Raw genomic sequence first — 15,666 nt, 5'->3', positions numbered from 1 at the left:
ATTGACATCCCCCCCCTTACTCTCTAATATTCGCGCCCAGCAAAAACGGAGCCGTAACGGCTCGAATTTTCAAGAGCTTAACCGCTCTTCACTAGCTGATCCCGGTCAGTTGTCTTTTCGTTTTTATAAAGAAAGAGACAACAAGAAATCGAGATTCAGCATGACCACCAAAGCACACACTCATCTCAAGACTGACTGGCAATCGAAAGCCATTTTAAGCGTCGCGTTCCTGATGGCGACCACTTCTGTCGGTCCAGGTTTTCTAACCCAAACAGCAGTATTTACCAACATCTACAAAGTTGACATGGCATTTCCGGTGTTTGCCTCTATGTTCATCACTTTTGGTATCGTGATGAATCTGTGGCGAATTGTGGGGGTCGCAGGCTTACGCATCCAAGATATCGCCAATAAAATTGCCCCAGGAGCCGGTTATTTTATCGGGATATTACTGGCGCTCGGCGCCGTTGCCTTTAACTTCGGCAATGTCAGCGGAGCTGCGCTAGGCATCAATGTGCTGACTGGCGTTGATACCACTTGGGGCGCCTTATTTACTGGTGTTGTTGGGTGTTTACTGTTTGTGGTTCATAACGCCTCAAAGCGCATGGATCAGATGGCGCGTTACTTAGGCCTATTCATGATTGTATTGATTGCCTACGTCGCCATGACTAGCCTGCCTCCGATGGGAGAAACACTGACGGCCGCGGTCATGCCGACCGATATGGGTAGCCTATTGCTTCCGACCCTAACTATTGTTGGAGGGGCAGTCGGTGGTTACTACACGGGTGCACAACGCTTGGTTGACGTGGGTCTACAGGGTGAGAATCATATTGAGCACATCAAAAAAGCGGCTTGGGCGGGCATTTCCATTGCGGTGGTGATCCGAATCCTACTGTTCATGGCGATTTTCGGTGTCATTGCCACCGGAGCTGTGCTCGATAGCGCCAATCCGGCTGCCGATGCCTTTCGTCAGGGTGCCGGAGAAATGGGTTATTTCATCTTTGGTCTAGTACTCTTCGTGGCCTCTATTACTTCCGTCGTCGGCAACTCTTATATGGCGATTTCTCTCATCAAAACCTTGTTTCCTATAGTTGCGCGCAACGAGAAAGCATGGTGTGTCGGCTTTATCATTCTGACCAGCGTCGGAACCGTCATGATGAATATGCCAATTCTGCTGCTCATGTTGGCAGGACTGGTTAACAGTATTATTCTTCCTGTAGTGCTTGGGTTCGTGCTTGCGGCAACTCGTCGGAAAGACATTGTCGGTGACTACAAGCACCCCATTTACCTGACCGCCATTGGAGCATTGATTGTGGTCGTGATGGCTGTCTCTAGCTTCAGTAACATCCAGAACTTTATCGGAAAATTCATCGGTTAATGTTTCCGAAGCACGCTAATCAGCGGACGATATGGTATTTTGCTGAGCCGATAATTCAAAGACGAAGAGAGGAAAACTCATGAACCCAATTCTAGCCATGTTGAAAGAAAACAATATCAGCACTGAGCAGATCCATGCGCTGTTTCAAACCCTTACCCAAAACCCGTTGGCAGCAATGGCAACGTTGGCACAACTGGGTTTACCACAAGAGAAACTGCAAATGTTACTCGCGCAAGTCATGCAGAATCCGGCGTTGATCAAACAAGCTGTTGAAGAACTTGGGCTCGATTTTGCTCAAGTTGAAGCGGCTAAAGCCAAGCTGCAACAATAAGCGGCACCTTTCACCATAAGGCTATGGGGGCTATCACGGCATCCATAGCCTTTTTTCTTGGCACCCATTTCGCCCCGTCGACTCGGTGTTACTCTCCTATCCTTCAAAAGTGTTAATTCAGGTTTACACTTTGGTGCCATGAAAAGTTGGCAGCCACCCGATAGAAAAGCACGATGAGTAGCACATAATTTCATGTTATTAATGCAATTGGTGTTATACTCACCGCCAATTTTTCAGTCAGGATGATTAACGTCTCTCGGCTGAACCGCAACTTGGACAGCGCATTTAACATACGGAAGTGACCAACCCGCGTTACCACGAGGTCACACACTCTCTATGTCTTTCTTCAAAAATTTAGCGATAGGCAAAAAAATCGCGGTCGCGTTTGGCGTGATTGCATTGATCAACTTAGCTTTTGGTGGCTACCTTTACCGCTCCCTTCATACCATTAAAAGCGATGTGCTCAATCTGACTGACGATACTATGCCTTCGATGATGCTCGTCAACGGTATTAAGTACAACATGTCATCCGTACGCCGAGCGCAAATCAGCCTACTCTCTTCCACCGATGAGGCCGAAATCGCTGATGATATCCGTTGGATGAACGATCATTACCAACAGATCGCCCAAGATCTCGACCGTTATGAACGCAGTATCTGGACCGATTATGAACGCAATATTTTCATGCCAGTGAAAACACTATGGCAAGAATACCTGCGTCAGCTAGGCTCGTTTAACAGCGATATCCAACAACAAGAAAAAATCAAAGCACAGCAAGATCTGCAACGTTCTCTGCCGACCTTTGAGAAATTGGAAAGCGCAATTGATGATCTGCTCAAACTCAACCTCTCTTATGTAGACGAAAACCGCAGTGAGTTGACGGTATTGATTGATAACATTAGCCAATTCTCAGTCACCAGTATTGTTTCCCTGCTTGGCTTTATGTGTGTGGTCACTTGGCTATTAACCAATCTGATCTGCCGTCCTCTGTTGCAAGTGGTAGGTCAAGCTCATGCTATTGCAGAAGGCAATTTGGCACACCGCTTAGATCGAACCACGATTGGCAATGATGAGTTGGGCGAACTCGCCGATGCGTGCAGCAAAATGCAAGATAACCTGCGCGTGATGGTTGAAGAGATTATTACCGGTGCCACACAGCTATCTCACGCAGTAGATGAAGTGAGTGCTGTATCTGAGCAAACTTCACAGGGGATGCAGATCCAACAAGAAGAAGTGATGCAAATTGCCACCGCAATGGCAGAAATGAAATCCACCGTTGCTGAAGTGGCTCGTAATACTGAAGTGGCTTCGGATGCATCACGTGACAGCAGCCAACACGCGAATGTCGGCTCACAGCAAATGCACACAGTGAATGACTCGATCCAACAAGTGAATCAAGAGATCAATCGTGCGGAACAGCGGGTTCTAGAACTGGAAAGTCAAGCACAGCAAATCAACATGGTCGTTGACGTGATCAGTAACATTGCTGATCAAACCAACCTTCTTGCACTCAACGCTGCGATTGAAGCTGCGCGTGCAGGCGAGCAAGGCCGTGGTTTTGCGGTTGTAGCCGATGAAGTTCGTGCGTTAGCAGGCAAAACTCAGCAATCGACGGGTGACATTGTAGAAATCATCCAGAGCTTGCAAAGCTGTGCAGAAAAAGCACGCCAAGCGACCGCCAACAGCAGCTCATTGATCAACCACTGTGTTCAACAAAGCCAAGAGACTCAGCAAGCCATCGAACAAATTCGCCAACAGAGCGGCCAAATTGCGGATATGACCATTCAAATCGCGAGCGCCTGTGGTGAGCAAGATTCGGTGAGCGAAGAGTTAAGTCGCAATATTGAACGCATTAACGAATCAGCCAAACAAGTGGCTCAGGGATCATCAAGCGCCGCACAATCTTGTGTTGAGCTAAGCCAACTCGCTAGCCAACTGCAAAATACGGTACGACGCTTCCGTTTGTAATCCTACGCAACATCATTAACTCAACAGGGGGCGACTCAAACATCGCCCCCGTTTTTTGAAGGCTGAGTCTTCTGCCGTTCGCTCAGCATTTGGCAGGAACGCTTAGCGTGCCTCTCCAAACCCAGTGTTCAGTTCCACTCACACTCAATGGAACTTATCGGGGCAGAACTTTCATCAAAACAGACGTAAGCGGATTTCGCTTGGTTAGCATCAAAGGTGATGTATCCCGCTTTCACCTCTTCTTTTCTAAACGAGAGCTGGCTAGCTTGAACTTCTCGCCCATTGATGAATGTCGCTTTAAGGCGTTTCGTCAGCCATACCGCCACTTTTTCCTGACGCTGAGAAAGCGTTAGCGTAATTTCTGCACAGCGTAGTGGAGGATTAGCCAAGAGCGTGGTGCTCCCTTCTTTTTCCACCACTTGATAGCCGCGATCCACATCCTGCAGTTGATGAATGGTCACTTCACACACTGGCGTGCTCCACGCCCCCAATGACACCATACTCAAACCCATTACTGCGAGTTTTCTCCACACCATCGTCTTCCTCCATCAAAATCGTGTAGGAAGACTAACCTTATGTGTTCGCAAACGCTGTCAAAAAATAGTGAATTCCTGTTCAGCAAAACTGAACATGAGTCTGGTTTACCAACCACTGAAGACAGTAAAAAAGTGGCATAACAACAAAGCGGCTTTAGGATGCCGCTTTGTTGTTCACAGGATGATTTGCTAAAAACTGCCTAGCGACTTACTCCGCAGGTGCTGGGGTATCCACTTCAGGGGTGGGCTCGGCCACGATCGTAGGTACCACCTCAGTTCCCGAAGCGGAACCCACGGGAGAACTATTCACCACCGGTAGTGCATCAGCACATTGACACTCTTGCCCTTTCGTTTTCCGTGTTTGGTGAGGCGCATACCAACTTTGTAAACCTTGCTCTAAACGTTCTGCGGCAACTTTAGGCGTCATCTTACCCAGTAACACGGCTTGGCTCACTTCCGCGAGTTCATCTCCAAGCTTGGGTTGGCCACGTGACAAAATTTGTGTGGCAACGCGAATAGTGGAATCACACTGATCACGCCATTCCATCATTTCTCGTGCAGCTGGGTTAGTGACCTCAAAGAAATGGTTAGACAGCGAGAAAAATCCCGGTAGCGAGTTGGTATACAGTTCAGCAAACTCCGGGGTAGTTAACCATTGTAAAAATGCCATTGCCGCTTGCGGATTTTTACTGGCCGGGTTCATCCCCATTCCGATATCGGTATGATCGGTAAAAAAGCAGCCCTCCCCTTGTTTGGCAACGGGTGGACGCATAACGCCGAAATCGACCTTATCGGTAAAGGGCGCGATTTCCCACGACCCCGCGACATAAAACGCCGCTTTACCCGAAGTAAACAGCTCATTGCTGGTACCATAATCCCGATTTTCAGCCCCATCACCAAGGTATGCCCGCCAACGCGCAAGCTCTTCGAACACTTTCACATACTGCGGATCATCTAAGCGCTCCTGTCCATTGATCAGAGCCAATCGGCCATCTTCACCTTTCCAGTAATTAGGCCCTATATTTTGGAAGCCCAATTCCGAGGATACCCAACTTTCTGAACCACTCATCGATAACGGAACATAGCGACCATCGGCTTTCACTTTATCCAATACTGTAAAAAATTGTTCACGGGTTTGAGGCACACTAAGCCCTAACTCATTGAAAATTTTCTTGTTGTAGAAGAAACCATGTATGACCGAGGCCATAGGTACGCAGAAGGTCTGCGCTCCTGAATCAGTTTGCCAAGGCGCTTGTGCAAAGCTGGGGAAATTTTCCATCCCCGCCATTTCGGTCAATTCCGTTAAGTAACCGGCCTTAAACAACGCCAATGAATCATCAAATGGGCGACATGTAATTAAATCTCCCGCGGTGCCGCCTTTTAAGTTTTCCCACAACATCGGGCTGTAGTTCACATTCGGTACTGGGTGAAATTTCACGGTAATACCGGGGTGCTTTGCCTCAAAAGCAGGAATAATTTTCTGTTCCCACAAGGTTTTATCATCCGCACGCCAGCTTTCAATCACTAACTCACTCGCCAACAATTGGCTACACCATAGGAGACTCAGAGCTCCAATCCACTTGTTTCTCATAAGCCCCCCTAGACTTTGAAATGTGCGATTAATTGCTGCTGTTTGGCAGCCAGATCCGCCAAAACTTCACTGCTATTGGCCGATTCACGCGCTTCACGTTCAGTTTCATGTGCGACTTCCGCAATCCCCGTCACGTGGTGAGCCACACTTTGACTGACTAAAATTTGCTCCTGAGCGGCATGCGCTACCTGATCAGCCATTTCCTTAATCGCCGTCATGCGATCCGCGATCGATTGCAAAGCCACATCCATTTCACGAGTTTGATCCACACACACCCGCGTTTGATCTTGGCTGCGTCCCATCACCTCAACCACTTGCTTGCTCGATTGCTGCAAATTTTCAATCATATGTTGAATCTCTTCGGTCGAGGTTTGAGTGCGTGTTGCAAGCGCACGCACTTCGTCCGCAACCACAGCAAAACCTCGCCCAGCATCGCCCGCACGTGCCGCTTCAATTGCGGCGTTGAGAGCCAACAGGTTGGTCTGCTCAGCAATACCGCGGATCACATCCAAAATGCTGCCGATGTTATTGCTAAACTCACCCAATTTATGGGTAATGGCGACGGCCGCTTCCATATCATGCGCCAGTTGCTCCGTGATTCGTCGTGTCGTGGCCACTTTTTGACGGCTTTCTTTCGCTTCATTATCGACGCGATCCACTTCATCTTTGGTTCCATCGGTTGAGCGAGCCACTTCCGTTGCACTCACTTCAAGCTCAGTAATCGCGGCGGCGACTTGATCTGTCTGGCTTTTTTGCTCTTGAACCCGAGCCATTGCCCGTTCACTGATTTCCGCAGAGCGGCTCGCTTCATTCACCAGATGGCGAGAACCCGCATTGATCTGAGAGAGAAGTTCGCCGGTTTTATCGGCCAAAATATCAATCGAACGTGAAAGCGCGCCAAATTCACATCGGGTTTGATAGTTGATGCGCCGAGTCATATCGCCTTGCGCCATGTAGGCCAATTCATGGTTAATTTTTTGCAGCGGCTTTTGAATGCTGCGAGCCGTGGTATAACCAATCACTAACGCTACCGCAGCGGAAACAGCGGACACGACCATGATCCAAAAATTTGCGCTGCTCACCGCAGCATCGGCAAGCACGCGGCTTTGCTGAGCAACCGCCGCAGCCGATTTAGCCATCTCATCCAGTTTAGCCAAGCTATTGGCTAAACTGGTGTCAACTTGTTGGTTCTGAGTAAGCAGAGCATTTTCCAATTGTTGGGCTTTGCGCATCGTGGCCAAAAGACCTTGTTTGCCTAAAGCCAACTCTTGTAAGCGGTTGAGATTGGCAACATAACGCGCTTTCACATCCTCAGGCACTAATATTCTTTCGAGGCGTTTACGCGCCATTTCGATATCTTTGCTGAGCACTTTTTCCAGTGCATTTAAATCTGTTTTTGCATCCGCACGGCGAATGTTTTTCAAATCACGCGCGATACCAGAGGTGATCAGTTCGGCTTTATTGCGCATCGAACGCTTACTGGCACTCTGTTGCAGTAGCAGATCGGCCGCCCATTGATAGGTGTCTTCCAGCCGAATAAACGCAATTTCTAGCTCATGACGCTGTACCAGAGCGTTCACCCATTCACTATGTTTGGATAACACCTGATCCGCTTCGGTATAAAATTGGTTTGTCGCCTGTAAAACCTCTTGGAATTGTTTCTGGCTCTCACCTGCCTGAGTAAATTGATCCATATTCTGACTCAGCTGATGAAAACGTGCTTGTTGTGCTTGGAATTGGCTTGAGAGTTGGGGCAGTTCCGCAGCATCTTCACTGGTTCTAAACTCCAAAACCCAGCGATTACTCTCTTGTAAGGTTTCTTTCAACCCAGCCACCGCCATCACTAAAGGCGTCGCTCGATCAGAAACCTCAGATAACCCATCATTAATACCGCGAATTTTCAACGTACTAATGGCACCCAGCAGGATCAACAACAGGAGCATCAATACGAAGCCAGCGATAATTCGCTGTACGATAGATAAACCCATGAATGTATCCTCATTGACGAATAAAAAGATAAATTAAACATAGACAGGAACATTCAATGCTGCGAATGGCATATAAAGATTTGTGATATAAGATTCTCTCTGACACGCAATTTCCCACCGTCTATTGCATGGAAAAATCAGGCTAGCCTCTCGCTGATAGCCAAAAAATACTGCGTTTAAAAAACCGCATTAACGGCATCACTTGAACCATAGACAGGCTCTGTCTACAATGGCGCACTTTTATCGATTCAGGTCATCAACAATGAACGACACTACCGCAAAACCAACGCTACCCGATCGTCTATCTGGTAACTCTCGCAGCCCATTTTTCATTAAAGAGTGCTTCGAACACCAAATTGGTATTCGTTTTAATGGTAAAGAGCGTACTGATGTAGAAGAGTACTGCATTAGCGAAGGCTGGATTAAAATTCCGTCACCAAAAGCGAAAGACCGCTACGGAAATCCAATGCTGATCCAATTAAAAGGCACGGTAGAAGCATACTACGCGTAAGTGTTTACTCTTACGCTAAGGCTTAATTTTATTGCTTTGTGTTGTGAAAACATCCATAAAAAAATCCGCCACTTGAGGCGGATTTTTTTATTAACCAACGTGATTGGTTTATCAGATTATTCATCACGCAATAACGCTTTTGCCAGTAGTGATAGCGCAGCAAACAGCAAAACAATGTCTTTGAGTAGAAACTGCCCAGGGACAACCGAAATAGCAGGAAAACCACCTAAACTTGGCTCTGCAATAGGCGCACTTAACAAGAAGCTACTGGTGATAGCAAACGTTAATGAAGCACTCGTCGCACCAAATATCGCAATGATGCGATGGACAGGAGCCAGTAATAAAGCAATGGCCGTAGCAACTTCAACCAAACCAATCAAGTTTGAAGCGCCTTGCAAGCTAAACACACTGTATAACCAACTGGTCAGTGGACTTGAGGCCACCAATCCCTCAATCGCGCCTGCTTCATAGCTGGTAAACTTCATCATGCCAATCCAAGCCAACACAATAACAATCGAGTAACGCACACCATTTTCGGCAACTTTATCGAGTAAATAGACCCACGCGGGTTGACGGTTAATTTTCATTTGTTTGTCCTTTTAAAAAACGAATTGATTTATTGCTGAATTATTGAGCGTTAACTTGTTGAGTTAACACCTGTTTAAACTGGCCATTTTTAATCGCAGCCATCAGATCATCGTGTCCACCGATGTGGATATCGCCGACAAAAATCTGCGGAACTGTTCTGCGCAAACTGCGGTTGACCATCTCACGTAATAGAATCTGGCTGTCACTCACTTCAATTTCGTGGTAGCTCAAGCCCATGCTGGTCAACGTTTGTTTTGCTGCTTTGCAATAAGGGCAGTAGCTTTTGGTGTAAATTTCAATTTTCAACATGGTGGTTACCTCGTCGTACTGTGTATGGTGCTACTTTAATACTTGCCAATAACACTATCTATGCACAATAATCTCGAATTAATACATCGATCGTACAATCAAAAGGGAATTGAAATGGAAGTGATGAGTGATATTCTCCGCGCAATACGCGTATCGGGTAGTGTGTATTTTTGCAGTCAGGTTGATGCCCCTTGGACAAAAATCTTTCATGATGCAGAGCAAGCAAGCTTTCACATGATTCGGCGAGGTAGCTGTTGGGCCAGTGTGGATGGCAATATTGAGCGGATGGAAGCAGGGGATTTAATTTTTCTTGGCCCCGGACAAGAGCATGTGCTTTCTAGTCAATCACCGGTGCTAGGCCAACCCGATATGGAGGAGTCGACGCTACTGTTGTGTGGATCATTTCGTTTTACACGTACCGCAACAACGCCATTACTAAGTGTATTTCCGCGCGTTACGATTGTACGAGACCAAGATTTTGCCAAGTATCCTTGGCTGCGTAGTACCTTTGATCAACTCAGCGCAGAATATCTTTCACAAGGCCCGGGGTCAGAGTTGATTGTAAATAAGCTAACCGAGATTATTTTGGTCGAGTTGATCCGCATTAATTTTGGGCGAGAGCAAAACAGCCCGTTTTTAGAAGCTTTGAACGACAAACGCATTTCACGCGCACTACAACTGTTGCACGAGCACCCACAACAAAGTTGGACGCTCGAATCCCTTGCCAACCAAATTGGTATGTCACGTGCCGCTTTTGCTAACCGCTTTTCAGCGTTGGTTGGTCGCCCAATGTTTGAGTATTTGACTCACCTACGAATGCAAAAAGCGCAGGAGTTATTGCAAGAATCCTTACAGCCGATTGCGGATATCGCCGAGCAAGTCGGTTATGAGTCAGAGCGAGCTTTCACCCTGACGTTTAAAAAGCATATCGGCACAACCCCAAAACGATTCAGGGCACAAAACTAATCAAAAGCAGAGAAACCAAGAAGAATCAGGTTCATTCCCTAAGCACTCTATCTTGATTTCGTCGCCTTACCCTGAAACTGCTTAACGCTCTTTTTATTCTGTGTGCGACGGTTGGCCTGTTTATCACGCGGAGCACGTTTGCTTTCACCTGTTGATGGCTGATCGGTCACTGGGAAACCTTCTAGATTCTGCACGGACAAATCACGTTGCGTCAGGGTACGAATGGCATTCAGTGCATCCATTTCTCCGTGACACACTAACGAGAGTGCAATGCCTTGCTGCCCCGCCCTGGCGGTGCGGCCAACACGGTGCACGTACGTTTCCGCATGCATCGGCAACTCAAAGTTGATCACCACCGGAAGCTGTTCAATATGAATGCCGCGCGCGAGCAGATCGGTGGCAATCAACACTTGGGTTGTGCCGTCTTTAAACTCTGCCAGTGCAGCTTCACGCTGCGCTTGGCTTTTATCACCATGCAGCGCAGTGGCCACTATGCCCGCTTTGTTGAGTTTTTTGGTTAAGCTATCAGCATTCTCTTTTGCGCCGATAAATACCAGCACTTGTGGCCATTGGTGCTGTTTTAAAAGTGCCACCAAGGCTTGCGTTTTACTGCCTTTGTTCACCAAATACAGCGTTTCTTGCACCGCTTGGTTAATGCTGTTTTCAGGGTTAACAGAGACTTGGGTTGGCGCACGCATCAATTGCTGCGCTTTAAGTTTCAAATCATCAGAGAAGGTCGCAGAACACATCACGGTTTGGCGCACACTGGCGGTTTGGCTTGCGAGCGCTTGCACTTGCGGCCAAAAGCCCATGTCGAGCAGACGATCGGCTTCGTCTAACACCAGCGTCGTTACGCGGTTCAAGCTCAACCCACTTTGGGTGAGATCGAACAAACGTCCCGTTGTTGCCACCAGGATATTCGGGTTCTCGGCCAACGCATTTTGCTGCTCAACCTTATCTACCCCACCACACAAGCAGAGCGTGTTCAGCCCTAACGGTGTACCAACGTGAGTGAGCACTTCGCTCACCTGCATGGCTAATTCACGCGTGGGTACCAACACTAATGCTTGCTGCTCAGGGCTAGTTTTTAAACGTTCAAGCAGAGGTAGACCGTAAGCCAACGTTTTACCACTTCCCGTATTCGCCAACGCCAACACATCTTTGCCCGTTAACATGGCAGGGATCACCAAAGTTTGAATGGCTGTGGGTTGGGTGATCGCTTTAGGCAGAGCTTGGATTAGATCGGCGCTTAACGCGAGAGAGGAAAATGACATGGGTTGGGTACCTGAATATTCAAAAAACAATTTGGGGCGAATTATCGCAGGCGTGGACTTTACCACAAGCCTATTTGGGAAGTGTCACTCTTTTGCGCTCAAGCGTATGGCCAAGCGTTAAAAAGAAAAACGCAGAGCCGAAGCTCCGCGTTTATGAGGTTGCGCTTTATGTCACTCGCACCAGATTAGATTTTAGTAAAAAAAGCGCGCTTGAGGGCCATTTCAAGGCCACGCACTTCGGCTAACCCTTTCAAGCGGCCGATCGCCGAGTAACCCGGATTGGTCTTTTTCTTCAGGTCATCCAGCATTTGATGGCCATGATCAGGACGCATCGGGATCAAACGATGATCGCCTACTTCAGCACGGCGGTGTTCTTCATCCAGAATCGCCATCACTACGTTGTACATATCCACATCGCCATCAAGGTGAGCCGCCTCATGGAATGTCATCGGATTGCTCTCTTCACGTTTGGTTGAACGTAAATGCGTGAAGTAGATACGCTCGCCGTGCTTTTTGATCATCTTGACCAGATCGTTATCACCACGCACACCATACGAGCCAGTACACATGGTTAAGCCGTTCATTTTGCTTGGCACATTTTCGGTCAGCCAATCAATGTCTTCAATCGTTGAGACAATACGCGGCAGGCCAAGAATCGGGCGCGGTGGATCATCAGGATGTACCGCCAGTTTCAAGCCATAAGATTCACAAATCGGCATCAGTTGTGAGAGGAAATACGCCATGTGCTCACGCAACTTATCTTTGTTAATACCGGCATAGCGATCAAGCTGGGCTTGGAACTCTTCTAAGGTGTAACCTTCTTCCGCACCTGGTAAACCCGCAATAATGTTGTTGGTGAGCTGCTGAATCTGCGCTTCACTCATGTTGTTGAAGTATTCCAAGGCTTGCGCTTGTTCTGCTTCGGTATAATCCGCTGCCGCCCCTGGACGTTTGAGAATATGCAGCTCAAACGCAGCAAACGCGATTTGGTCAAAACGCAGCGCTTTTGAACCATCGGGCATTTCGAATTCCAGATCGGTACGCGTCCAATCCAGCACAGGCATGAAGTTGTAGCAAACCGTATCAATGCCGCATTCCGCTAGGTTACGCAGAGTTTGTTTGTAGTTTTCGATCCACTGTTGGTAGTTGCCGGTTTGAGTTTTAATTTCTTCATGTACAGGCACACTTTCCACGACAGACCAAGTCAGCCCTTTCGCTTCAATGATCGCTTTACGTTTTAAAATCTCTTCTTTTGACCACACTTCCCCGTTCGGGATGTGATGCAACGCATTCACGATGCCCGTTGCGCCCGCTTGACGAATATCGTCTAAAGAAACGGGATCATTCGGGCCGTACCAACGCCAAGTTTGTTCCATGACACTCACCTTTTTTAAAACGCACTTATCCCGCTCGAAAATTTCAAGCTCAGTGCGTAACGACTTCTTATTATGCGGTTGCAAGAACAACCGCGCTGATCAGTGCCAGCTTACGCTGGCAAGGTGGTTATCTTTTTTCAGCACCCAGTAGAACCACTGGGTTTGAGCTGAATAAGTAACCATCAAAGTTAGGATCGTCGACGTCGGACAACGCCAGCAGGCGCTGCTTTACGTTTTCAAGGTGTTGCCACATGGCACTTTTGGCCGCGATAGGATCTTTACGCTGCAAAGCGGCAAGAATTTTGGCGTGATCGTCAAGCCACTCTTCACGATAGTCTTGACTGCTGATGTGAGAATGCAGTTTTTTCCACATCGGGCTTTTTTCGCGTCGTTCCCATGATTGTCTCAACATATCCACCAGCACAGAGTTTTGGGTTGCCTCTGCAATGCACATATGAAACCTTTCATCACCGTGACACTCTTGCGCGCCACTCACCAGTTCATCACGTTCTAGTTTGAGTGCGGCACGCATCTTCACGATGTCTCCCGGCGTGACTTGCGTTGCGGCAAATTCAGCAATATTGCTTTCGAGCAACTGTCGCGCTTGGAGCATTTCGAACGGGCCAGCATCATCGCTGATCACATTCTCACGAGCGTTATTTTTCGATGGAATATTAATGACATAGACACCCGAGCCTTTTTTCACTTCGACTAAGTTTTCCAGTTCCAACATGATGATGGCTTCACGCACTACGGTACGGCTGATGTCTAAACGTTCAGCAATATCGCGCTCAGGCGGAAGTCTATCCCCCACTTTATAGTGGCCGTTGATCAACTCTTTTCTTAGTACTAAACCAATCTCTTGATACGGTCTTTTCGGTTCAAAAGGCATCATGATGCTATTGTCACTGTATTTCATCTCACTACTCACGCCATCATAATGACCAATAATAATTGGTCAACCTATATGTACCAGTATGTGGTAACACCTTGTTTTAATTTTGCAATTACGACGATTTTAATACATTACTGAACGGCTTTAATCCGCTCAACAATTTGATTTAATTCAGGATTTGTCTTTTCAATTTCTTGATACATTGGTTGAACGGCTTCCACGAAGGCTGCTTTATTCGGTTCAACAAACGTTACGCCCATTTTTTCTGCTTTGGTACGCTCTTTGGCTTCCGATTCTGCCCACAGTTTCTTCATATATTCGGAAGAATCCGCAGCAGCTTTCATTAACGCTTTTTGCTGCTCTGGAGTGAGCTTGTCGTAAGTCTTAGTCGAAATCACCAGGACATCTGGCACCATGGTGTGTTCATCTAAGCTGAAGAATTTGGACACTTCACTGTGGCGGCTCAAACTAAACGATGGAATGTTGTTTTCAGCGGCATCCACGACGCCTTGTTGCAGCGCGGTGTAAAGCTCACCGTAAGCAAGCGGCGTTGGGTTCCCCCCCAGAGCCTTCACCATCGCAATGGCCGATGGACTTGGCTGAACACGGACTTTCAACCCTTTCAAATCCGCAGGCGTATTGATTGGTTTACTGGTATAGAAGCTACGCGCCCCCGCATCGTAATAGGTCACGCCAATAAAGCCGCTGCTTGCTGATGAATCTAGGATTTCACGACCGACTTCGCCATCCGTCACTTTGTAGTAATGCTCTTTATCACGGAACAAGTAAGGTAAGTTGAAAGCAGAGTAAGCCGGTGAGAAAGCCTCTAACTCAGCCGCATTGCTTTTCACCATATCCAGCGCGCCATTTTGCATCAGCTCCATCGACTCACGCTGTGTGCCTAGCTGCGCATCAGGGTAGATACGGATACGCACTTCGCCGCCCGTCAATTCATTCACTTCTTTTGCCATGTAATCCATCGCTTTGTGTACCGCGTGGTCACGAGGGTGGTTATGGCTCAGTTTTAATGTAGTCGCCGCATACGCAGAAGCGGTGGCACCGAAAGTCATGGCAGCACCGACCAAGGCACTTAATAGAGTCTTACGCGTCATCATGAATCTTGTCTCCGTGGATTGGTTATCCAATGTGTAGGGTAATTGTTCTTCTCTTAATGAAAATTGTTGTTTCGATGGGCATGTTGGCCTTCAAAAAAGTCAGCGTCAAAACAAAAGATCAAATTGATTGACCAGAATCACACTAATAACCCTTAAATTGGTCAACCAATTCATTTGTGAAGCCGCTCACGTGACAACCAAATCGGCTAACTTATAATCCGCTCAGAAATAATACCTAGCTTTTGCGCCCCTACACAAACACGAACCATCCACTGGTAAACCAATTGTTATTAAGTGCACGTGTTTATTTTAAGGAAATGAAAATGAATAAATTGGTCACATACATAAACAGAGGACTGGCAGCCTTTACCATTTCTCTCTCCACCTTTCTGGTCTTCTGTGTGGTTTGGCAAGTGCTGTCTCGTTATGTACTCGGTAAACCGAGTACCGTCACCGATGAGCTGGCGCGTTATCTGTTTATGTGGGTCGCATTGATTGGTGCCGCCTATACCACTGGGCTAAAACGCCATCTTGCGATTGATCTGTTGACCATGAAACTGACGGGGAAACGCAAGCTGATCAACGAAATCGTCATTCAAATCGCCATCGCCCTCTTCTCTTATGTGGTGTTGGTTCACGGCGGAACCCAATTAGCCTTAAAAACCTTAGCCACCGGCCAGCTAACGCCTGCACTGGGTTTAGAGATGGGTTACATCTATTTCTGTTTACCAATCAGCGGAGCATTGATGATTTTCTACTCAGCCCTTTTCACTTATGAGCGTGTTAAACAACTCATTTCCGGTGAAGCCTTAATCACCCAATCACCACTTAACTCATAGAGGG

Annotated in this window: 14 protein-coding genes and 1 pseudogene; 6 read left to right on the top strand and 9 right to left on the bottom strand. The window is 47.5% G+C overall.

Annotated elements, in window-relative coordinates; all coding sequences use genetic code 11:
- Positions 1-160: 160 nt before the first annotated feature.
- From MKA69_RS14175 to MKA69_RS14165, 3 genes are all read left to right on the top strand, one after another.
- A complete protein-coding gene (locus MKA69_RS14175) occupies positions 161-1,375 on the top strand; it encodes an NRAMP family divalent metal transporter (protein WP_055033788.1) in 1,215 nt (404 codons plus the stop codon).
- Between the two features lie 79 nt (positions 1,376-1,454).
- Complete coding sequence (locus MKA69_RS14170) at positions 1,455-1,706, top strand: DUF2999 family protein (RefSeq protein WP_001068182.1); 252 nt, start codon at positions 1,455-1,457, stop codon at positions 1,704-1,706.
- A gap of 336 nt (positions 1,707-2,042) precedes the next feature.
- Positions 2,043-3,674 (top strand): methyl-accepting chemotaxis protein, encoded by a 1,632-nt coding sequence (locus tag MKA69_RS14165; RefSeq protein WP_000007668.1) that lies wholly within the window; start codon positions 2,043-2,045, stop codon positions 3,672-3,674.
- A gap of 128 nt (positions 3,675-3,802) precedes the next feature.
- Here MKA69_RS14165 and MKA69_RS14160 read toward each other — a convergent pair whose 3' ends face one another.
- The 3 genes and pseudogenes from MKA69_RS14160 to MKA69_RS14150 all read right to left on the bottom strand — a co-directional run bounded on the left by MKA69_RS14160 (position 3,803) and on the right by MKA69_RS14150 (position 7,789).
- Complete coding sequence (locus MKA69_RS14160; RefSeq protein ID WP_055029318.1) at positions 3,803-4,210, bottom strand: hypothetical protein; 408 nt, start codon at positions 4,208-4,210, stop codon at positions 3,803-3,805.
- Positions 4,211-4,532: 322 nt separating this feature from the next.
- Positions 4,533-5,801: pseudogene (locus tag MKA69_RS14155) on the bottom strand (ABC transporter substrate-binding protein); the annotation flags it as partial.
- An 8-nt stretch (positions 5,802-5,809) separates the two neighbouring features.
- On the bottom strand, positions 5,810-7,789 hold the full coding sequence (locus MKA69_RS14150; RefSeq protein WP_055064123.1) for a methyl-accepting chemotaxis protein: 1,980 nt from the start codon (positions 7,787-7,789) through the stop codon (positions 5,810-5,812).
- 262 nt (positions 7,790-8,051) lie between these two features.
- On the opposite strand from MKA69_RS14150, the gene MKA69_RS14145 reads away from it, so the two are divergent.
- Positions 8,052-8,300 (top strand): DUF3297 family protein, encoded by a 249-nt coding sequence (locus MKA69_RS14145; RefSeq protein ID WP_001000415.1) that lies wholly within the window; start codon positions 8,052-8,054, stop codon positions 8,298-8,300.
- Positions 8,301-8,416: 116 nt separating this feature from the next.
- Here MKA69_RS14145 and MKA69_RS14140 read toward each other — a convergent pair whose 3' ends face one another.
- Together MKA69_RS14140 and grxC are read right to left on the bottom strand one after the other, a co-directional pair.
- Positions 8,417-8,887, bottom strand: a complete 471-nt coding sequence (locus tag MKA69_RS14140; protein ID WP_000700842.1) for a YkgB family protein — start codon at positions 8,885-8,887, stop codon at positions 8,417-8,419.
- 40 nt (positions 8,888-8,927) lie between these two features.
- On the bottom strand, positions 8,928-9,197 hold the full coding sequence (gene grxC, locus MKA69_RS14135) for a glutaredoxin 3 (RefSeq protein WP_000912306.1): 270 nt from the start codon (positions 9,195-9,197) through the stop codon (positions 8,928-8,930).
- A gap of 114 nt (positions 9,198-9,311) precedes the next feature.
- Here grxC and MKA69_RS14130 point away from each other — a divergent pair, with 114 nt between their 5' ends.
- Complete coding sequence (locus MKA69_RS14130) at positions 9,312-10,163, top strand: AraC family transcriptional regulator (protein ID WP_134818122.1); 852 nt, start codon at positions 9,312-9,314, stop codon at positions 10,161-10,163.
- A gap of 47 nt (positions 10,164-10,210) precedes the next feature.
- Here the strand turns inward: MKA69_RS14130 and MKA69_RS14125 are convergent, their stop codons facing one another.
- The 4 genes from MKA69_RS14125 to MKA69_RS14110 all read right to left on the bottom strand — a co-directional run bounded on the left by MKA69_RS14125 (position 10,211) and on the right by MKA69_RS14110 (position 14,823).
- On the bottom strand, positions 10,211-11,503 hold the full coding sequence (locus tag MKA69_RS14125) for a DEAD/DEAH box helicase (RefSeq protein ID WP_305848333.1): 1,293 nt from the start codon (positions 11,501-11,503) through the stop codon (positions 10,211-10,213).
- A 119-nt stretch (positions 11,504-11,622) separates the two neighbouring features.
- Positions 11,623-12,813, bottom strand: a complete 1,191-nt coding sequence (uxuA, locus tag MKA69_RS14120) for a mannonate dehydratase (protein WP_000438600.1) — start codon at positions 12,811-12,813, stop codon at positions 11,623-11,625.
- 127 nt (positions 12,814-12,940) lie between these two features.
- Positions 12,941-13,732 carry an FCD domain-containing protein gene (locus MKA69_RS14115; RefSeq protein ID WP_001914843.1) on the bottom strand — a complete coding sequence of 264 codons (792 nt, stop codon included), beginning with the start codon at positions 13,730-13,732 and terminating at the stop codon, positions 12,941-12,943.
- Between the two features lie 107 nt (positions 13,733-13,839).
- Positions 13,840-14,823, bottom strand: coding sequence for a TRAP transporter substrate-binding protein (locus MKA69_RS14110; RefSeq protein WP_095456411.1), 984 nt, complete (start codon positions 14,821-14,823; stop codon positions 13,840-13,842).
- A 323-nt stretch (positions 14,824-15,146) separates the two neighbouring features.
- Between MKA69_RS14110 and MKA69_RS14105 the strand changes: the two genes are divergently transcribed.
- Positions 15,147-15,662 carry a TRAP transporter small permease gene (locus MKA69_RS14105; protein ID WP_170937932.1) on the top strand — a complete coding sequence of 172 codons (516 nt, stop codon included), beginning with the start codon at positions 15,147-15,149 and terminating at the stop codon, positions 15,660-15,662.
- Positions 15,663-15,666: the final 4 nt, after the last annotated feature.

The organism is Vibrio sp. AH4, assembly GCF_030710545.1.
GTDB lineage: Bacteria > Pseudomonadota > Gammaproteobacteria > Enterobacterales > Vibrionaceae > Vibrio > Vibrio metoecus.
Note: the sequence above shows the minus strand (reverse complement) of the source record. Positions and strands in the feature narration are given on the sequence as shown.